Annotated in this window: 16 protein-coding genes; 7 read left to right on the top strand and 9 right to left on the bottom strand. The window is 72.5% G+C overall.

The window, feature by feature from the left end; all coding sequences use genetic code 11:
* Nucleotides 1-60: 60 nt before the first annotated feature.
* Entirely contained in the window at nt 61-1170 is a 1110-nt protein-coding gene (locus RBJ65_RS12965) for an AI-2E family transporter (RefSeq protein ID WP_306323819.1), read from the top strand.
* Here RBJ65_RS12965 and RBJ65_RS12960 read toward each other — a convergent pair.
* Nucleotides 1089-3251, bottom strand: coding sequence for a SpoIIE family protein phosphatase (locus tag RBJ65_RS12960; RefSeq protein WP_306323820.1), 2163 nt, complete (start codon nt 3249-3251; stop codon nt 1089-1091). The two genes, RBJ65_RS12965 and RBJ65_RS12960, sit on opposite strands and share 82 nt — an antisense overlap.
* 158 nt (nt 3252-3409) lie before the next feature.
* Between RBJ65_RS12960 and aspS the strand changes: the two genes are divergently transcribed.
* Together aspS and RBJ65_RS12950 are read left to right on the top strand one after the other, a co-directional pair.
* Nucleotides 3410-5176, top strand: coding sequence for an aspartate--tRNA ligase (gene aspS / locus RBJ65_RS12955; RefSeq protein ID WP_306323821.1), 1767 nt, complete (start codon nt 3410-3412; stop codon nt 5174-5176).
* 122 nt (nt 5177-5298) lie between these two features.
* On the top strand, nt 5299-6270 hold the full coding sequence (locus RBJ65_RS12950) for an intradiol ring-cleavage dioxygenase (protein ID WP_306323822.1): 972 nt from the start codon (nt 5299-5301) through the stop codon (nt 6268-6270).
* Between the two features lie 41 nt (nt 6271-6311).
* On the opposite strand, the gene RBJ65_RS12945 is transcribed toward RBJ65_RS12950, so the two are convergent.
* The gene (locus RBJ65_RS12945; RefSeq protein ID WP_306323823.1) at nt 6312-7007 is read right to left on the bottom strand and encodes a response regulator transcription factor; all 696 of its coding nucleotides are present in this window, start codon (nt 7005-7007) and stop codon (nt 6312-6314) included.
* Nucleotides 7004-8227, bottom strand: coding sequence for a sensor histidine kinase (locus RBJ65_RS12940; protein WP_306323824.1), 1224 nt, complete (start codon nt 8225-8227; stop codon nt 7004-7006). Before RBJ65_RS12940 ends, RBJ65_RS12945 begins: the two co-directional genes overlap by 4 nt.
* A gap of 162 nt (nt 8228-8389) precedes the next feature.
* Here RBJ65_RS12940 and RBJ65_RS12935 point away from each other — a divergent pair, with 162 nt between their 5' ends.
* Genes RBJ65_RS12935 through RBJ65_RS12925 form a run of 3 tightly spaced genes read left to right on the top strand, consistent with a single transcriptional unit; the run spans nt 8390 to nt 11555 of the window.
* Nucleotides 8390-9343 carry an ABC transporter ATP-binding protein gene (locus RBJ65_RS12935; protein ID WP_306323825.1) on the top strand — a complete coding sequence of 318 codons (954 nt, stop codon included), beginning with the start codon at nt 8390-8392 and terminating at the stop codon, nt 9341-9343.
* A complete protein-coding gene (locus RBJ65_RS12930) occupies nt 9340-10782 on the top strand; it encodes a hypothetical protein (RefSeq protein WP_306323826.1) in 1443 nt (480 codons plus the stop codon). The genes RBJ65_RS12935 and RBJ65_RS12930 overlap by 4 nt, the downstream gene beginning before the upstream one ends.
* Nucleotides 10779-11555, top strand: coding sequence for a hypothetical protein (locus RBJ65_RS12925; RefSeq protein WP_306323827.1), 777 nt, complete (start codon nt 10779-10781; stop codon nt 11553-11555). The genes RBJ65_RS12930 and RBJ65_RS12925 overlap by 4 nt, the downstream gene beginning before the upstream one ends.
* Nucleotides 11556-11565: 10 nt before the next feature.
* Here RBJ65_RS12925 and metG read toward each other — a convergent pair whose 3' ends face one another.
* The 3 genes from metG to RBJ65_RS12910 all read right to left on the bottom strand — a co-directional run bounded on the left by metG (nt 11566) and on the right by RBJ65_RS12910 (nt 16140).
* Nucleotides 11566-13290: a methionine--tRNA ligase gene (gene metG / locus RBJ65_RS12920; protein ID WP_306323828.1), complete on the bottom strand. Its 1725-nt coding sequence runs from the start codon at nt 13288-13290 to the stop codon at nt 11566-11568.
* 167 nt (nt 13291-13457) lie between these two features.
* Nucleotides 13458-15053, bottom strand: coding sequence for a VWA domain-containing protein (locus RBJ65_RS12915; RefSeq protein ID WP_306323829.1), 1596 nt, complete (start codon nt 15051-15053; stop codon nt 13458-13460).
* 148 nt (nt 15054-15201) lie between these two features.
* Nucleotides 15202-16140, bottom strand: coding sequence for a LysR family transcriptional regulator (locus RBJ65_RS12910; RefSeq protein WP_306323830.1), 939 nt, complete (start codon nt 16138-16140; stop codon nt 15202-15204).
* 127 nt (nt 16141-16267) lie between these two features.
* Between RBJ65_RS12910 and snpA the strand changes: the two genes are divergently transcribed.
* A complete protein-coding gene (gene snpA / locus RBJ65_RS12905; protein ID WP_306323831.1) occupies nt 16268-16933 on the top strand; it encodes a snapalysin in 666 nt (221 codons plus the stop codon).
* 142 nt (nt 16934-17075) lie between these two features.
* Here the strand turns inward: snpA and RBJ65_RS12900 are convergent, their stop codons facing one another.
* The 3 genes from RBJ65_RS12900 to RBJ65_RS12890 all read right to left on the bottom strand — a co-directional run bounded on the left by RBJ65_RS12900 (nt 17076) and on the right by RBJ65_RS12890 (nt 19550).
* A complete protein-coding gene (locus RBJ65_RS12900; RefSeq protein ID WP_306323832.1) occupies nt 17076-18098 on the bottom strand; it encodes an endonuclease/exonuclease/phosphatase family protein in 1023 nt (340 codons plus the stop codon).
* Between the two features lie 65 nt (nt 18099-18163).
* Nucleotides 18164-18661 (bottom strand): hypothetical protein, encoded by a 498-nt coding sequence (locus tag RBJ65_RS12895; protein WP_306323833.1) that lies wholly within the window; start codon nt 18659-18661, stop codon nt 18164-18166.
* Nucleotides 18588-19550: a hypothetical protein gene (locus RBJ65_RS12890; RefSeq protein WP_306332129.1), complete on the bottom strand. Its 963-nt coding sequence runs from the start codon at nt 19548-19550 to the stop codon at nt 18588-18590. The genes RBJ65_RS12895 and RBJ65_RS12890 overlap by 74 nt, the downstream gene beginning before the upstream one ends.
* Nucleotides 19551-19583: the final 33 nt, after the last annotated feature.

Here is a 19583-nt window from a genome sequence, read left to right as displayed (position 1 = left end):
GTCACCCGGCCGGACCCGGCCGGGAGGCGGGGCGCTTCCCGTACGTGATCAACTGTCCGGGTGCAGACCGGTAAGCCACTCCTCCCCGACCCCGCCCGCCGCCTCGCCGCCTGGTGCGCCGTCGTCCTGCTGGTCACCGCGGTCGCCGCCGTCGGGATCGCGCTGGTCATCATCTTCCAGTCGGCCGTCACACCCGTGCTGCTCGCGCTGCTCGGTGCCGCGCTGCTCGGCCCGGTCTTCGAGTGGCTCGTCAGGATGAAGCTGCCGCGCGCGCTGGCCGCGATCCTCACCTGCGTCGCGCTCATCGCCGTCGTCGGCGGCGCCGGCTACATCGTGGTCACCGCGCTGATCGACACCGGCGAGCAGATCGTCGACTCGCTCCAGCAGGCCGGGGACTGGCTCAGGGACCACGTCGGCATCGTCGGCGCCGACGACATCGGCGACGTCGCCGACAAGGCCAAGGACCAGGTCGGCAAGTGGGGCTCCAACCTCGCCAACGGCGTGATCGCCGGGCTCTCCGCGCTCGGCTCGCTGCTGGCCACCAGCGTGCTCGCGCTGCTGCTCACCTTCTTCTTCCTGAAGGACTCCAACCGCGCCAAGGGGCTCGCGCGCACCGTCGCCCCGCAGCACGGCGAGGTCGTCGAGGCCATGGGGCGGCGGGCCTTCGAGGCGATCTCCGGGTTCATGCGCGGCACGACGTTCATCGCGTTCATCGACGCCATCTGCATCACCATCGGGCTGCTGATCCTGCAAGTGCCGGGCGCGGTGGGCCTCGGCGCGCTGGTCTTCGTCGGCGCGTACATCCCCTACCTCGGCGCGACGCTGTCCGGGGCCGTCGCCGTGCTGGTCGCGCTCGCCGACCGGGGGCTGATCATCGCCCTGTGGACGCTCGGCATCATCCTCGCGGTGCAGCAGCTGGAGGGGCACATCCTCCAGCCGATGATCCAGTCGCGGACCGTGCAGATGCACCCCGCGATGGTGATGCTGGCGATCACGGCGGGCGCGGCGGTCGCGGGCATCCTCGGGATGCTGCTCGCGGTGCCGCTGGTGGCGGCGGTGTTCGGGATCCTCGGGGAGTTGAGAAGGCGTTACGCGCCCGAGGTCCCGGTCGACGAGCCCCCCGCACCCGCGTCACCCGTTTCACGTGAAACCGACGCCGACGGTTCGTAGAGCTCGAACCAGGTGCTCTTGCCCTCGCCCCGAGGGTCCACGCCCCACCGGTCGGCGAGCAGCTCCATGAGCACCAACCCCCGCCCCGAGGACGCCAGTTCCCCGGGGCGGCGCTTGTGCGGAAGATCGTCGGAGGCGTCCGCGACCTCCACGCGCAGGCGGCGCGGTTCACTGCCAGGCCGGGTCATCTCGGCGACCAGGAGCGCGTCGCCGTCGGTGTGCACCAGGACGTTGGTGACCATCTCGGAGACCAGCAGCACCGCCGAGTCGCGCTGGTCGTCATCGGCCCAGTCGTGCAGCAGCTCCCGCACCTGCTGGCGGGCGGCCGCGATCCGCTCCGGCTCGGCCTGCGCGATGGTCATCGCGGTGCGCCGGTCCAGCGTCGGCAGCGCCGAGGCGGTGCGGCGCAGCAGCAACAGCGCGATGTCGTCCTCGCGGCGGTCCGCGAGCGGTCCCGTGGTGTGGTGCGAGGACGGCCCGTGCACCGCCTGCACCAGGGCGTCGGCCAGCTCCTCCAGGCGCTCGGCGGGGCCGGACTCCAGGGCCGCGCGGACCCGCGACCAGCCGCTGTCCAGATCGTGCCCGCCCGTCTCAAGGAGGCCGTCCGTGCAGATCAGCAGCGTCTCGCCGGGTTCGAGGACGAGGCGGGTCGTCGGGTAGTCCGCGTCCGGGTCGATGCCGAGGGGCAGGCCGCCCGCGGTGGGGCGGGCGAGGACCGTGCCGTCGGCCATCCGGATCGCGGGGTCCGGGTGCCCGGCGCGGGCGATCTCCAGGACGCCGGTGGCCGGGTCGGCCTGCACGTACAGACAGGTCGCGAAGCGGGGGTCGGTGTCGTCCTCGCTGATGCCGTTGAGGAAGCGGGAGGCGCGGGAGAGCACGGCGTCCGGCCGGTGCCCCTCGGAGGCGTACGCGCGCAGGGCGACACGGAGCTGCCCCATCAGGCCCGCCGCGCGCACGTCATGGCCCTGTACGTCGCCGATGACCAGGGCGATGCCACCGCCCGGCAGCGGGATCATGTCGTACCAGTCGCCGCCGACCTGGAGGCCGCCGCCGGTCGGCACATAGCGGGCGGCGATGGTCATGCCGGGGATCTCCGGGCCGAGCGAGGGCAGCATCGTCTTCTGCAGCCCGTCCGTGAGCTCCCGCTCCGACTCGGCGGCCCCGGCCCTTGAGAGGGCCTGCGCCAGCATCCGCGCGACCGTGGTGAGGACCGAACGCTCGTCGGGCGTGAACGACACCGGGTACGTGAAGCCCGCCATCCACGCGCCGATCGTGTGCCCGGCGACGACCAGCGGCAAAAACGCCCACGACTTCCGTCCGAAGCGGGCGGCCAGCGGCCAGGCCGCCGGGTAGCGGGCCCGGTACTCGTCCGGCGACGACAGATAGACCGCGCGCCCGGTGCGTACGACCTCGGCGCCCGGATAGTCCGTGGCCAGGTCCATGTCGGTGAACGGCGCCTCGTCGCCCTCCTCCTGGCCGTGGTGCCCGATGACGGTGAGCCGGTCGCCCGCGACGCCGAACACCGCGAGGCCCTCCGGCGAGAACCCCGGCATGGAAAGACCCGCCGCGACCCGCAGCACCTCCTCCGTGGACCCGGCCTCCGCGAGCGCCCGCCCCGCGTCCAGCAGGAACGCCTCCCGCGAGCGCCGCCAGTCCCCGGTCACCGGGGTGCGGGACGCGGCCTCCGGCGGCGGCTCGGTCACCTCCTGGAGCGTGCCGATCAGCTCGTACGAGTCGGGGGAGTCGCCGTGCGCGATCGGCTTGGAGCGGCTGCGTACGGTGCGCAGCACGCGGCCGTGTCCGTCCATGACGCGCAGCCGGGCCTCGGCGAGGGTGCCCTCGGCGACGGCGAGCTGCACGATGCCGTCCATCTCGTTCCAGTCGACCGGGTGGAAACGGGCTCGGGCGGCGGCCTCCGTCAGGGCGACGGGCTCGCCGCCGGGGATGGTGGGCAGCCCGATCAGCCGGGCGGCCTCGGGGTCGAAGGTGACGAGTCCCGCCCGGTTGTCCCAGCGCCACAGGCCGGTCGCGAGAGCGGCGAGGACGGCCTCCACCGGAGGGAGGGGCTCACCAGTGCGCATGCGCCCACTGTATGAAGAGGTGATCGTCCCCGGCCACCAGAGGCTCCGCCGGAAGGCACCGGAGGCTCCGCCGGAAAGGGGGTGATGCGGCCGGTACCCTTGGGGAGATCCCGGTTGTCTCCCGGGGAACCCCGAAAAGCAAAGGCAGCTGAACGACGATGCATCGGTACAGGTCCCACACCTGCGGCGAGCTCCGCGCCACTGACGTCGAGACCGACGTCCGGCTGAGCGGCTGGCTGCACAATCGCCGAGACCTGGGCGGCATCCTCTTCATCGATCTGCGCGACCACTACGGCATCACGCAGCTCGTCGCCCGCCCTGGCACGGAAGCGGCCGAGGTCCTCGACAAGCTCACCAAGGAGACCGTCGTCCGCGTCGACGGCAAGGTCGTCTCCCGCGGCGCCGACAACGTCAACCCCGAGCTGCCCACCGGCGAGATCGAGATCGAGGTCTCGACGGTCGAGGTGCTCGGCGGGGCGCAGCAGCTGCCGTTCCAGATCAACCAGGACGACGGGGTCGGCGAGGAGCGCCGCCTCGAGTACCGCTTCCTGGACCTGCGCCGCGAGCGCATGCACCGCAACATCATGCTGCGCTCGTCCGTGATCGCCTCGATCCGCTCGAAGATGGTCGACCTCGGCTTCAACGAGATGGCGACGCCGATCCTCACCGCCACCTCCCCCGAGGGCGCGCGCGACTTCGTCGTCCCGTCCCGCCTGAACCCGGGCAAGTTCTACGCCCTGCCGCAGGCGCCGCAGCAGTTCAAGCAGCTGCTGATGATCTCGGGCTTCGACCGCTACTTCCAGATCGCGCCGTGCTTCCGCGACGAGGACGCGCGCGCGGACCGCTCGCCGGGCGAGTTCTACCAGCTCGACATCGAGATGAGCTTCGTCGAGCAGGAAGACGTCTTCCGCCCGATCGAGAAGCTCATGACGGAGATCTTCACGGAGTACGGCGGCGGCCGCGAGGTCACGAGCCCCTTCCCCCGCATCCCGTTCCGCGAGTCGATGCTGAAGTACGGCAACGACAAGCCGGACCTGCGCGCCAAGCTCGAACTCGTCGACATCACGGACGTGTTCGCGGACAGCGACTTCAAGGCATTCGCCGGCAAGCACGTCCGCGCGCTGCCCGTCCCGGACACCGCCTCGCAGTCCCGCAAGTTCTTCGACGGCCTCGGTGACTACGCGGTCGAGCAGGGCGCGAAGGGCCTCGCCTGGATCCGCGTCGGCGAGGACGGCACGTTCCAGGGCCCGATCGCGAAGTTCCTCACGGAGGAGAACGCGAAGGTCCTCACGGAGCGCCTCGGCCTGGTCGCCGGGCACGCCGTGTTCTTCGGCGCGGGCGAGTTCGACGAGGTCTCGAAGATCATGGGCGCGGTCCGCGTCGAGGCCGCGAAGCGCGCGGGCCACTTCGAGGAGGGCGTCTTCCGCTTCTGCTGGATCGTCGACTTCCCGATGTACGAGAAGGACGAGGAGACCGGCAAGATCGACTTCTCCCACAACCCGTTCTCCATGCCCCAGGGCGGCATGAAGGACCTGGAGGAGAAGGACCCGCTCGACATCCTGGCGTGGCAGTACGACATCGTCTGCAACGGCACGGAGCTGTCCTCCGGCGCGATCCGGAACCACGAGCCGGACATCATGCTCAAGGCCTTCGAGATCGCCGGCTACGACCGCGACACCGTCGAGCACGAGTTCGCGGGCATGCTCCGCGCGTTCCGCTTCGGCGCCCCGCCGCACGGCGGGATCGCCCCGGGCGTCGACCGCATCGTCATGCTCCTCGCCGACGAGCCGAACATCCGGGAGACCATCGCGTTCCCGCTGAACGGCAACGCGCAGGACCTGATGATGGGTGCGCCCACCGAGCTGGACGAGTCGCGCCTGCGCGAGCTCAACATCCAGCTGCGCAAGCCGGTCGAGAAGAAGTAACCGACGCCGCTTCCCCGCCGAGGCCCCCGCTCCGCACGCCGGAGCGGGGGCCTCGGCGTCTCTGTGCGATTCACAGCCCGCACTCATGCCCCTGACAGCTTCGGCCCTTAACGTCCTCGCCCATGACCGAACCCCAAGAACCCCAAGTGCCCCAAGTACCGGCACACAGACGAGACTTGACGCGCCGTAAGCTGATCGTCGCGGGCGGCGCGGCCGTCGCGGCGGCGGGCGTGGGCGGCACACTGGCCACGACGGGCGCCTCCGCCGAGGAAGCCACGACCGGTGCCACGGACGCCACGTCGGACGCCTGCTACAAGCTCACCACGGAAACCACCGAAGGCCCGTACTACATCGACGCGGACAAGCTCCGCCGCGACATCACCGAGGACCAGGAAGGCATCCCGCTCCTCCTCGGCCTCAAGGTGATCGACGCCGAGACCTGCGCCCCGCTGCGGAACGCCGCCGTCGACATCTGGCACTGCAACGCGGTGGGCGTGTACTCGGGCTACGAGTCGGTGGGCAGCGGCGGCGGCCCCGGCGGCCCCGGCGGCGGCACCCCGCCCACGGGCGCACCGACGGGAGAGCCCACCGGCGAGCCGCCGTCCGGCGACCCCTCCGGCCCACCACCCGGCGGCGGCCACCAGGACCCCACCGACGACGAGCGCTACCTGCGCGGCACCTGGAAGACCGACAAGCACGGCCACGTCGCCTTCCGCACGGTCTTCCCCGGCTGGTACGCGGGCCGCTGCGTGCACATCCACGTCAAGGTGCACGTCGACGGCGAGTGGACGGACGCAGGCTACGAGGGCGGCCACACCTGCCACACCGGCCAACTGTTCTTCTCCGAGGAATCGGTCCTCGCCTCGGCCGAGGTCACCCCGTACTCCACGAACACGACGACCCGCACGACCCTCGACGACGACACCATCTACCCCGGCAACGGCACGGAGGGCGGCCTGCTCCACCTCACGTACGCCAAGAAGCACATCGCGAAGGGGGTGGTGGCGTCCCTGACGATGGGGGTGGCGCCGGACGAGACGCACGACTCGACGGACACGATGCCGTCGCCGCCTGCGAGTGCCTCGGCCGGGTGACATTCGGGTCCATCGGCGGGCTGAGCGGAGCGAGGGGTCCGTCAGCCCGCCCCCGGCACCACCAGGCCCGACTCGTACGCCGCCACCACCGCCTGCGCCCGGTCGCGCACGCCCAGTTTGGCGAGGACGCGGCTGACGTGGGTCTTCACGGTTTCGGCGCCGACGACGAGGCGGGCCGCGATCTCCTGGTTGGACAGGCCCTCGGCGATCAGACGCAGCACCTCAGCCTCGCGCGGGGTCAACGCCCCGACGGCGCGGGCCTGTTCGGGCACTGCGCGCGGTCGCAGCCGGGTGAACTCGGCGATCAGGCGGCGGGTGACCGTCGGCGCGAGCAGCGCCTCGCCCGCCGCGACGATCCGGACCGCCTCGAAGAGCCGCTCGGCGAGCATGTCCTTGAGCAGGAAGCCGCTGGCCCCGGCCGCGAGGGCGTCGTACACGTACTCGTCGAGGTCGAAGGTCGTCAGCATCACGACGCGGGTGTCCGGTAGCTCGCGGCTGATGCGACGGGTGGCCTCGATGCCGTCCGTACCGGGCATCCGTACGTCCATCAGGACCAGGTCGGGGCGGGTCTCGCGGCAGACGTGGACCGCTTCGGCGCCGCCGCTCGCGCTGCCGACGACCGTGAAGTCCGGCTGGCTGTCGAGGAGGGCGCCGAAGCCGGCCCGTACGACGTCCTGGTCGTCGGCGACCACGATGCGGGTGGTGGCCATGGAGTTCGTGGCGTCCGTGAGGTTCATGAGGTGGGGTTCCGTACGGGCAGGGTGGCGTCCACCAAGAAGCCGCCCGCGGGGGCCGGGCCCGCGTGCAGGGTGCCGCCGGCCATCGCGATGCGTTCGCGCATGCCGAGCAGGCCGTGGCCCTGCGTGTCGGAGGCGTGCGCGGAGCCGGTACCGGGACCGGGGCCGCAGTCCCGTACGCGTATCGCCAACTCGCCCTCCCTGTAGTGCAGTTCCACGTCCACGGCGACGCCCGGCGCGTGCCGTCGCGCGTTGGTGAGGGACTCCTGGACGATCCGGTACGCGGTGAGCTCCAGGCCGGGGCCGAGGGCGGTGACGCGCCCCCGGACGATGAGGCGCACGGCGCCGCCGCCCGCCGCGCGCGCCTCGTCGACGAGGGCGACGAGCTGGTCGAGGCCGGGCTGCGGGGAACGCGGCGCGGGCGCGGCGGGTTCGGCGGGGGCGTCCTCGCGCAGCACGCCGAGCAGTCGGCGCATCTCGGTGAGCGCGAGGCGGGCGGTGTCGCCGATCGCGAGGAAACGCTCGGCGCCCTCCGGCGGCAGTCCGGGCGTCGTGTAGCGGGCGGTCTCCGCCTGCACCGAGATCGTCGAGATGTGGTGGGCCACGATGTCGTGCAACTCCCGTGCGATACGGGCCCGTTCACCGAGCGCGGCATGGGCGAGCGCCGTGTCCGCGTACGCCCAGTCGGCAGCGGTCCGGCGGGCCGACTCCGCCTTGGCGCGCCGGGCGTTGCCCGCGCCGACCGCGCCCGCCGCGCACGTGAGGAGGGCGACGCCGTACGGACCCGCCCCGTCCGTCAGTGCGTACGCCGTGAACGGCACGGTGAACAGGACGGCGGTGCGGCCCGGCCGCCGCCGCCCCACCGCGTACAGGGCTGCGGCGAGCGCCGGGATGCCCGCGTACAGCGGCCGGCCGTACGCGATCGGGGCGAGCAGGGCGGCCGTCGTCAGGGCCGTGGCGGTGAGCAGGAGTTGGGTGCGGACGAAGGCGAGGGGCACAGTCGCGCCGAGCGCCACGGCGAGGAGACCGGGCAGACCGGCGAGTTCGGAGGCCGGACCGTGGCCCCGGCCCGAGACCTCGCCGAGGGCGACGAAGGCCAGTGCCGCGGCGGTGAGCAAGGGGAGGTCGCGGGCGGCGGCGATGCGGTGCGCCCGTTCCCGCGCCCGCGCCCGTTCCAGCGCCCGCGCTGAGGTCCGGCCGTCGCCCCGGGTCCAGGTCATGGCGGTCATTATCGGCGGGGCGGGGGTTCGGGGCGTCACCCTGCGGGGGGAGCGGACCGTCGCAGGGCCGTGCCCGTCCCCCTGGCGGGGGACCCGCCGCCCCCGCGAACCACGCCCCGGCGGGACGCCCGCCCGCACTGCCCTTCCCTACCGTCAACTCCCATGACCGACATGACGATCGAAGCCCGCGGGCTGTGCAAGCGGTACGGGTCCACCGTGGCGGTGGACGGGCTCAGCTTCACCGTGGCGGCCGGGCGGGTCACCGGGTTCGTCGGACCCAACGGGGCAGGGAAGTCGACGACGCTGCGGATGCTGCTCGGGCTCGACACCCCCGACAGCGGCACCGCGCTCATCGGCGGGCGGCCGTACGTGCGGCTCGACGACCCGCTGTCGACCGTCGGCGCGCTGCTCGACTGCGAGGCCCTGCACCCCGGGCGCCGGGCCCGGGACCATCTGCTGTGGCTCGCCCACTACAACGGGCTGCCGAGCCGCCGCGTCGACCTCGTCCTCGACCAGGTCGGCCTCGCACCCGCCGCGCGGAAACGCGCGGGCGGCTTCTCCCTCGGCATGCGGCAGCGGCTCGGGATCGCGGCGGCGCTGCTCGGCGACCCGCCCGTGCTGATCCTCGACGAGCCGGTCAACGGACTCGACCCCGAGGGCGTCCAGTGGATCCGCCGCTTCCTCAAGTCCCTTGCCGCGGAGGGCCGTACGGTCCTCGTCTCCTCGCACCTGATGAGCGAACTCCAGGACACCGCGGACCATCTCGTCGTGATCGGTCGGGGACGGCTGCTCGCCGACACCGGCGTGGCCGCGCTGCTCGACGAGGCGTCCGGCGAGCGGATGGCGCTGCGCACCAGCCGCCGCGCCGAGGCCCTCGCGGTGCTCGCGGGCGCCGATGCCACCGTCGCCGTGACCGGGCCCGACGCGCTCACCGTCACCGGCCTGGCCGCCGAGGACGTCGTCGCCCGGCTCACCGCGCACGGCATCACGTTCTCCGAACTCGCCCGGCACCGTGCCACGTTGGAGGAGGCGTACATGGAACTCACGGGTGAGGCAGCCGAGTTCACAGCCAAGGAAGACCAAGGCCTCCAGGGGACCCAGGAGGTCTCCTCATGAAGGCGCCGATGGTGCGCGCCCTGCGCGCCGAGTGGACCAAACTGCGCAGCGTCCGCAGCACCCCCCTCGCCCTGTTCGCGCTGCTCGCCCTGAGCCTGCTGCTGACCCTTGCCTCGGCCAACGGCAGCCGCTTCGACTACGGCGGCCCGCGCGAGTACGACAGCTCCAGCTTCGTGCACCGCCCCGCCGCGGGCGACGGCACCTTCACCACCCGCGTCGCGGCGCAGAAGAACAGCGCCCCTTGGGCAAAGGCGGGCCTGCTCCTGAAGGACGGCACGGCGAGCGGATCCTCGTACGCCGCCCTGATGGTGACGCCGGAGCACGGCGTGCGGATGATGGCCGACGGCGAACACGAACGGACCGGGTCCGCGAGCGACGGCGCGCCGCGCTGGCTGCGGCTCGTACGCTCCGGCGACCGGGTCACCGGCTACGAATCCGCCGACGGCCGCGGCTGGCACAAGGTCGCCGCGCTCACTGTCACCGGGCTGCCCACGACGGCCGAGGCGGGCCTCTTCGTCACCTCGCCGACGCGTGGGAACGAGAGGCGGACCGGCCCGGGGCAGCTGAGCATGCACCCGGTGGCCACTGTCGGCCGGGCCGTCTTCGACCACGTCGCCTTCCCCGCCGCGGGCGCCGCCACCGGCGCCGACTGGCGGCAGGCGGACATCGTCCAGCCCGCGCACAAGGGCGAGATGCCCGACCGCACCGCCGCCCCCGCGCCCTTCCACGAGCGCGACGGCGTCTTCACGGTCACCGGCAGCGGCGACCTGGGCGGCCTCGGCATGGGCGGGGTGGGGCAGCTCGGCGGGCAGCCCGACCTGGTCAAGATGGCCGTCGACGACGGCGTCCAGATCGGGACGATCGCCGTGATCGCGCTCGGCGTCCTGTTCATCACCTCCGAGTACAAGACCGGGACCGCGCGCACCACGTTCACCGCGAGCCCGCGCCGCGGCCGTGTCCTCGCCGCGAAGGCGCTCGTGCTCGGCGCGACGGTGTTCGCCGTCGGCCTGGTCGCGAGCGTCGCCGACTTCTACCTGGCCCTGCCGATCCTGCGGGACAACGGCTTCGCCCCACCGCTCTTCCCGGACCCCTCCCTCACCGACCCTGCCACGGTGCGCGCGGTCGTCGGCGGCGCGGCCTTCCTCGCGCTGGCCGCCGTCCTGAGCCTGGGCGTCGGGGCGCTGCTGCGGCGCGCGGTGCCGGCCGTCGTCCTGATGATCGTGACGTTCGTCGTGCTGCCGATCGTCGCGCAGAGCACGTCCATCGGCTTCAGCGATTTCGTCGGCCGGGCCACCCCGGCCGCGGGACTCGCGATCCAGCAGACCCGGCAGCTCCTCGACACCGTCATGACACCGTGGGCCGGCTTCGGCGTGCTCTGCCTGTACGTGGCGGTGGTGTACGGCGCGGCACGGTGGCGGCTCACCGGGCGGGACGTATGACGGGCGCGGACACCCGGCGCGCGCTGCACGGCGAGTGGACCAAGCTGCGCACCGTTCCCGGCCAGTTGTGGACGGCGGCGGGCCTGGCGGGCGCGATGGTCGGCGGAACCGCGCTGATCGCGGCGAGCGCGGGCAGGGGCGAGGAGGGCGTCCTCGCCCCGACGGCCCTGTCCTTGTCCGGCGTCTATCTGGCGCAGACTGTGGCGGCCCTCGTCGCGGTCGCCGTGGTCTGTTCCGAGTACCCGCGCATGATCCGTACGACGCTGGCCGCGAATCCGCGGCGCTCCACGGTGTTCCTCGCGAAGGCGGCGGTGGTCGCGGCGGCGGTGCTGGCCGCCGCGCTCCCCGCGGTCGCCGGGTCCCTGGCCGCGGGACGGGCGGTCCTGTCGGGCGACCCGGAGGGCGCCCCCCAACTCCCGTACGAATCCCCTGAGTTGTGGCGGGCCGCGCTCGGCACGGTCGTCTATCTGCTGCTGGTCGCGCTGCTCGCGGTGGGGGTGGCGCTGACCGTGCGGCACGCGGCGTCGGCCGTCGGGGCGGTCATGGCGCTGCTGTACGGCCCGTACCTCGCGACGCTGATCATCACGATGCCGGAGCACGTCCTGCACCGGATACAACAGCTCTCCCCGATGACGGCGGGCCTCGCCGTGCAGACGACGACGGGACCCGGCACCGCGCCCCTCGCGCCCTGGACGGGCATCGCGGTCCTCGCGGCGTACGCGGCCGGGGCGCTGCTGGTGGGGTGGGGCGCGCTGCGGGTGCGGGACGCGTGAGGCGGTGCGGTTACGCCTCCGGCTCGCCGCCGAAGCGCTCCTTGTAGGACTCCAGGTCCTCGTCGGTGATCTTGGCGAAGAGGACCGGGGGGACCGTGAAGGGGGTGCCGGACGGGACCGTGGTCAGGGTCGTGGCTTCCTCGGCGGTGACCCACTTGGCGTCGTCGGCGGGGAGGTCGAAGGCGGCGCGCATGGCGGTGGCGGAGGCCGGGATGAAGGGCTCGGAGACCACCGCGTAGAGGCGGATGAGGTTCATCGCCGTGCGCAGCGTGAGGGCCGCGGCGTCCTTGTCGGTCTTGATCTCCAGCCAGGGGGCCTTCTCCTCCAGGTAGGAGTTGCCCGCCGACCACAGGGCGCGCAGCGCCGCCGCGGCCTTGCGGAACTGGAGGGCCTCCATCTGGGACTCGTACTCGGCGAGGAGGGTGGAGATCTCCTGGCCCAGCTTCGTCTCCGCCTCGCCGGGCTCGCCGCCCGCCGGGACCTCCTCGCCGAAGCGCTTCTTCGAGAAGGACAGGACGCGGTTGACGAAGTTGCCGAGGGTGTCGGCCAGGTCCTTGTTCACCGTCGCGGTGAAGTGCTCCCAGGTGAAGGACGAGTCGTCCGACTCCGGGGCGTTCGCGATGAGGAAGTAGCGCCAGTAGTCGGCCGGGAGGATCTCCAGGGCCTGGTCGGTGAAGACGCCGCGCTTCTGCGACGTGGAGAACTTGCCGCCGTAGTACGTAAGCCAGTTGAAGGCCTTCAGGTAGTCGACCTTCTTCCACGGCTCACGGATGCCCATCTCCGTGGCCGGGAACATGACGGAGTGGAACGGGACGTTGTCCTTCGCCATGAACTCCGTGTACCGGACGTCGGTGGCGCCGGCCGGCTCGTACCACCAGGACTTCCAGTCACGGTTCTCCGGGTCCTGGTCGGCCCACTCCTTCGTCGACCCGATGTACTCGATCGGGGCGTCGAACCATACGTAGAAGACCTTGCCTTCGGCCGCGAGCTCCGGCCAGGTGTCCTCGGGGACCGGGACGCCCCAGTCCAGGTCACGGGTGATCGAGCGGTCGTTGAGGCCCTCGGTCAGCCACTTGCGGGCGATGGAGGACGCCAGGTGCGGCCACTCGTCGGCGACCTCGTCGATCCACGCCTCGACCTCGCCCTGCAGCTTCGACTGGAGGAGGAAGAGGTGCTTCGTCTCGCGGATCTCGAGTTCCGTGGAGCCGGAGATGGCGGAGCGCGGGTCGATCAGGTCGGTCGGGTCCAGGACGCGGGTGCAGTTCTCGCACTGGTCGCCGCGCGCCTTGTCGTAGCCGCAGTGCGGGCAGGTGCCCTCCACGTAGCGGTCCGGGAGGAAGCGGCCGTCGGCGGGCGAGTACACCTGCCGTACGGAGCGCTGCTCGATGAAGCCGTTCTCGTTCAGCTTCCGGGCGAAGTGCTGGGTGATCTCCGCGTTCTGCTGCGACGAGCTGCGGCCGAAGTGGTCGAAGGCGAGGTGGAAGCCGTCGTAGACCGCCTTCTGCGCGTCGTGCGCCTGCGCGCAGAACTCGGCGACCGGGACGCCCTGCTCCTTCGCGGCCAGCTCGGCCGGGGTGCCGTGCTCGTCCGTCGCGCAGATGTAGAGGACCTCGTGGTCGCGCTGGCGCAGGTAACGGGCGTACACGTCGGCCGGGAGCATGGACCCCACCATGTTGCCCAGGTGCTTGATCCCGTTGATGTACGGAAGGGCGCTGGTGATGAGGTGTCGAGCCATCGGGGGCTGCTCCCGGGTTGTGATGTGGGCGGTTCTACCGCGGGCGGAATCTAGAAATCGTAGCCGACATGGGGCGGCCGCCCGCGCGGTGTTTTACTGCGCGGACGGCCGTGGGGTGTCGGGGGCTGTCGGGGCTGTACGTGTACGGGTACGGGTACGTGTGCGGGTTACGGGCGCCAGGACTTCAGGAGGCCGTTGTAGAGCTCGGCGTCCGTGAGTTCCAGCGGGGTCTCGCCCGCGTGGAAGACCGCGGTGTTCTCCGCCTTCAGCTTGCGGAGGTAGTCGAAGCCCTTGGAGTCCGGGTCGCCGAACGTCACGAACTGGAAGAAGAGGGGGTGGGCGGCCGCCTTCGCCAGGGCCTCGTTCGCGGGGCGCTGGGTGTCCGGGGGGCCGTCCGTCTGGAAGACGACCAGGGCCGGGGCGGTCGGGTCGTCCGACTTCTCGTGGTGCGCGATCACCTCTTCGATCGCGCGGTGGTAGCTGGTGCGGCCCATGCGGCCCGCCTCCGCGTGCCAGGTGTCGACCTTGCCCTCGTACGCGTCCAGGGTGAGGTCGCCGGACGCGTCGATGTCCGTCGAGAAGATCACGGTGTGGACGGTGGGGGTGTCGCGGGCGTCCAGGTGCGCCGCGAGTGCGACGGTCTGTTCGGCCAGGGCGGCGGTCGAGCCGTTCTTGTAGTACGGGCGCATGGAGCCGGAGCGGTCCAGTACGAGGTAGACCGTGGCGCGGGTGCCGGTGAGGCCGCGCTTCTTCAGCGCGGCACCGGCGGCCTTGTGCGCTGCCGTGAGGCCGGGGGCGCGGGTCTTGACCTTGGCGGGGGTGTGGGCGGGTTTGCCGTTGGCCTGTACCGGGGCGGGGTCGACGTCTTCGGTCTTCGCGGCCTGCGCCGTGGGCTCCGCCGTGACCGGGTCGACGTCTTCCGTCTTCTCGGCCTGCGCCGGGGTGGGTGTCTTTGCCGCGACGGGGTCGGCGCCCTTGTCCTCCTCGGCCTGCGCCGGGGGCTGTGCCCCCCCGTCCCGCCCTGCGGGACGATTGCCCACAGCGGTGGCGGGAGCCGCGTCCTCGGCGTCGTCCTTGGCCTCGGTCTTCGTCTCGGCGTCGGCGTCGACCTCGGCGTCGGTCGTGACTGCGGCCTCGGTCTTCACCTCGTCCGCAGCCTCGACCTCACGCTCTGCCGGAGCCTCGACCGCGGGCTCGGCGTTTTCCTCGACGGGAGCCTCAGCCGAGGACTTGGCCTCCTGCTGGGCCGGAACCTTGGCCTCGGCCTCGGCCTCGCCCTCGCCCTCGGCCTCGGCCTGGGCCTCCGGCTCGGGCTCCCGCTCGGGCTCGGCCTCCTGCTGGGCCGGAACCTTGCCCTCGCCCTCCGGCTCGACCGCCGCCTCGCCCTCGGCGTCAGCCTCCGACGCCTCGGCCTCCGGCTCGGCCTCCGCATCCGCCTCCGCGGAAGCCGCGCCCCCGGTCGGCGTCTCGGAGGGCGCCTCCGTGTCCTCCGCGTCCGCAGCCGCACCCGCATCCGACACCCGCTCGCCCCCCACCGGCCGCGACGGATTCGGGACCGAGATGTTGTCGAAGGCGGCGGAGACGAGGTCGTCGGCTTCGCCCTTGGAGGGGGCGGGGACCGTCGGCGGTTCGCCGGAGGCCGGTGCCGGGACCGTGGCCGGCTCCGAGGTGGTGGAGGTCGGCGCTGGGTCGGGACCGGCAGCGGTGTCGTCCTTTTTGCGGGACCGCCCGAACGCGTTCCGCAGCAGATCCAGAATGCCCATGTGCGCAACCTTCCGCATGAGTTGTCCCCGACGTCCCTGGAACCCCTGGCCAGGGCGGACACGTAAGGTTAGCCGCCACGGACCGTGATCTTGGGCAGGGTCGGGCCCGTTCCACCGGACGGACAACTGCCGCCCTTTCCGTTCGGGTTCAGTCGATCACTTCCGTCTCCTCCAAGCGTGTCCGATACGCCGGTGCCTGGCGTGCCGCTTCCCAATAGGCCGCGCGCAGGTCCGGGAGGACCGTGTCGAGGACGGTGGGGGCGCGGGCCGCGAGGAGGAGGCGTACGGCGACGGGGTCGCCCTCCAGGGGGCGGATCGCCATGTCGGGGCGGGCCAGGGAGGTGGGTTGGCAGAGGGTCACCACCTCGCCGGTCGCGACGAGGTTCGCCGCGGTGAGGTAATCGCCGTGCAGGACGCGCGGGTTGAGGCCCGCGGAGCGGAACGCCCGGAGCAGGCCGTCCCATTCGCCGTCGACCGTGGGGTCGATCATCCAGCGGTCCGCGGCGAGGTCGGCGAGGCGGACGGTCGGGTGGTGGGCCGCCGGGTGGTCCGCGGGGAGCGAGACGTACTGGGGTTCGCGGGCCAGGAGCACCTTGCAGGTCAGTCCGGGCGGGATGCGCAGGGGGCAGCCCTCCACCTCGTGGACGAACGCCACGTCGAGCCGGTCCTCGGCGACGAGGCGGAGCAGTGCGTGCGCCGAGACGTCCATGCGCAGTGACGGTTCGCGTGGTGAACTCGCGCGCAGGCGGCGCAGCCAGCCCGGGAGCGCGCGGCTCGCCGTGGAGCCGATGCGCAGCAGGTCCCTCCCGGTGCCGGCGGACGCCGCCGTCGCGCGCGTCTCGTCGACCAGGGTGCGCAACCCGTCCACCAGGGGGCGGGCGCGCGTGAGGAGGGTGCGGCCGAGCGGGGTGGCGCGGCAGCCGGTGCGCTCACGGGTGAAGAGGCGGCCGCCGAGATGGTCCTCGATGCGGCGCAGTTGGGTGCTGAGCGCGGGCTGGGTCATGCCCAGGTGCCGGGCCGCCTTGTGCAGGCTGCCGGTGTCCTCGATCGCGCACAGGACGCGCAGGTGCCGCACTTCCAGCTCCATGGAAGGTGAGGGTAGAACTGTCGTCGGGTGTCGCACCAGACTCAAGTGGGGCCTGATAGCACGGAGTTATCGGTGAGTGACATCTGTGCCGGGCGCCCCGGCCGGCGCCACACTCTCTCGCATGAACATGACATCACCCCCCACGCCCAAGCGTCGTGTCTCCCGTCTCCTCGCCTGCGCCCTCGGCGCGGGCCTCACCGTCGCCGCGCTGGCCGCGAGCCCCGCGGCGGCCCAACAGCCCACGTACGAGCGGTACGCGGGCTCCGCCGAGGAGGCCGCCAACAACAAGGCCTTCTTCGAGGCCGTCATGAAGTCCGTCGCCGAGAAGCGGGCCGCGAACCCGGGCGCCGAGTCCGTCACCGTCTCGTACGACGCCTCGGGCGCGCCGACGTTCCAGCAGCAGATAGCGAGCAGCGCGTCGATCTGGAACTCGGCCGTGTCGAACGTGAAGCTCCAGGCCTCGTCCGGCGGCGGCGACTTCGCGTACTACGAGGGGAACGACTCGCGCGGCTCGTACGCGTCCACGGACGGGCACGGCGGCGGTTACGTCTTCCTCGACTACTCGCAGAACCAGCAGTACGACTCCACGCGCGTGACCACGCACGAGACGGGCCATGTCCTCGGGCTGCCCGACCACTACGAGGGGCCGTGCAGCGAGCTGATGTCGGGCGGCGGTCCCGGTCCCTCCTGCACCAACGCGAACCCGGACGCGAACGAGCGCGCGCAGGTGGAGTCCCTGTGGGCCAACGGCTTCGCGAAGGCCCTGCACAAGGCCGGAGTCGAACTCCGGTAGGCCCCTGGGGCCCTCTGAGCGAGGCGCGCGGTCCGACCCCACCTGCGCCCTGACAGCAGCGGGCCGTCGTCTCTCACACCGGGTCACCGTCCGCCTCCCCATGGACGGTGGCCCGGTGAAAGCCGTACAGAACACCCACCGTTCAGCCGTGCAGCGTCAGGTCCACCAGGAGCGCCCTGTGGTCCGTGTCCGCGAGGTCGAGGAAGCGGGACTTGTCCGCCGAGAAGTCGGGCGTGGCCAGTACGTGGTCGATCTGCGTGCCCAGCGGTCCCGGGGCGGTGGCCGGCCAGCTCGGGGTGCGGGCGTGGCCGGTGCGGCGGGCCGCGTCGCGCAGCGCTCCCGCGTCGAGGATCCGGCGGAACGCCGCGTGGTCCTGCGTCGCGTTGAAGTCCCCGGCCATGATCTGGGAGCCGCGGGTACCGCGCGCCGCGTCCGCGAGGCGGCCGAGTTCGGTGCGCCACACGCCGACCTGGTCGGCCAACGGCGGCATCGGGTGCGCGAGTTGGAGGCGCACCGGGTGTCCTCGTACGTCGGCGGTGGCGGCCGGCATGCCCATCGTCCCGGCCACCGTCGGGGCCGCCTTCAGCGGGAACGTACTGAGGATCGTCGAGCCCGCCGAGCCGTCCGCCGCCACCGCCCGCCGGTACGGGTAGCGGGTGCGCAGCGACTCGCGGTCGAGGGCGTCCCGGCAGGGGCGGCCGCACTCCTCGACGAAGACGATGTCGGGGCGGTGCCGGGTGACCGTGTCGATGAGCGCGTTCGTGCCGCGGCTGAACTGGACGTTCGACGCGAGCACCCGGATACCGGAGACGGGCGCGCCGTCCGGCTCGCCGCCGTCCTCCCCGTACGGCTGCAGGTACCAGGCGAGCGCGCCGAGCACGGCCACGCCCCAGACCAGTCCCGTACGCCAGCGGGAGAACAGCGCGAGCAGCAGCGCGGCGGCGGTCGGGACGGTCAACCAGGGGAGGAACGCGAGGAGTTGGGGGACCGGTGTCACCGCGTCGCGGTCCGCGGCCCGGCAGCCGACCACCACGCTGACGCCCGCGAGCAGCAGCGCCGCGGCCCACGCCCCGGCCCTGCCGACACGGCGGCGCCCGGCGCCCCGCGGTGCGTACCGCGCGGCGTCGGGCGCCTCGTCCGTGATGTGCGACTGTCCCTGGTCCAAGGCCCGGCCCCCGTTCTCCGTACGGCCCGTGCGGAGTTCTCCAGGTTAGCCGGGGTTCGGCACGGTCAGGCCGGTTTCGTGGTGGAGGGGCCGGGGGCGCGGGAGTGGTCGGTGGCCAGGGCCCAGATGACGAAGACGCCGATGCCGATGGAGATGACCGACCACACGGGCGCGTACGGCAGGAACAGGAAGTACTCGACGACGTAGAGCGCGCCGAAGCCGATGCCCGCGCCGCGCGCCCAGTCCTTGTCCTTGAGCACGCCCCAGCCGGTGACCGCGACGAGCGCGCCGATCACGAGGTGGATCCAGCCCCACGTGGTGAGGTCGAAGGCGTACACGTAGTCGCCGATCCGGCTGTAGACGTCGTCCTTGGCGATGGCGGCGATTCCGTTGAGGACGCCGAGGCAGCCGCTGACCAGCATCAGGACGCCGGCGAACAGGGTGCCGCCGGCGGCCCAGTCGTTGCGGGGGACTTCGCCGCGGGTGGGGTCAGGAGCGGGGGCGCGGTGGTCCTGGGACCAGGCTGCGGTCGTCGGCTCGGTTTCCGGGGGTGTGTGGGTCATGCGGTCGCCTCCTCGTGTCTCCGGAATGCTCGCGCCGCAGCCGGAGCACGGCATTCCGGACGCGGCCGAACGGGTCCCTGCCGCCCCACACGGCGAACGCCGCCACCGCGCCGACGCCCACGAACACCCACGACGCGGTGCCCAGCGGCGAGGTCAGCGCGTCGTACACCGCGGCGGCCGCCGCCTTGTTCGCGGCGCCGGTGATGTCGTCGAGGGTGAGGGCGCGGGCGATCGGCAGGGCGACGAGCAGCGCGGCGGCGGCCAGGGCGGCGCCGAGGGCCGTCGCGGCGAGCGCGCGGCGCCGGTTCGCGGCGAGCGCGAGCCCCGCGACGGCGCACGCCACGGCGGCCAACGGCAGCCACAGGCCCGCGAGTTGGAGGACGTGGAAGCCGCCGCGCAGCTCGGCCAGGTCGCCGGCCGACAGCAGGGTGACCTCGGTGTGGCTGACGGGGATCCGGCCGGCGAACGGCACCCCGTCCGCCTCCAGTTGCCGCTTGACCTGCTCGGTGACGGGGGCGAGGTCGAGCGTGACGGGTCCCGTGGTGCCCTCGTCGAGGGCCTGTTGTACGGCGTCGTGGGCGGCCCGGTTCGCGGTGTTCCAGGCGCCGCGGAAGGCGTCGGTGTCCGTGAACGAGACGACCGCGTCGTGCAGATAGCCCGTGAGGACGGTGTCGAGGGCGCCCACGTCGACGTTCTTCATGACCCCGGTGGTCACCGCGTCGGCGACCGCGTTCTGTACGCCCGGGTCGCCGGCCAGCGGCGCCATCGTGGACACGTACCGGTCGCTGTCGCCGATCTCGTACTTCGCCCAGGTGGAGAGCGTGCCGAGGGGGACGAGGAGGCAGGCGAGGACGAGCAGGACGGAGGAGACGGCCGCTTTGTGGGTCACCTTGCCAGGCAAGGGCCCACGCGCGCGGGGCGC

The sequence above is a fragment of the Streptomyces sp. KL109B genome, assembly GCF_030766935.1.
Classification (GTDB): Bacteria; Actinomycetota; Actinomycetes; order Streptomycetales; family Streptomycetaceae; genus Streptomyces.
The sequence above is the reverse complement of the archived record's forward strand: the minus strand, read 5'-3'. Positions and strand labels throughout refer to the sequence as shown.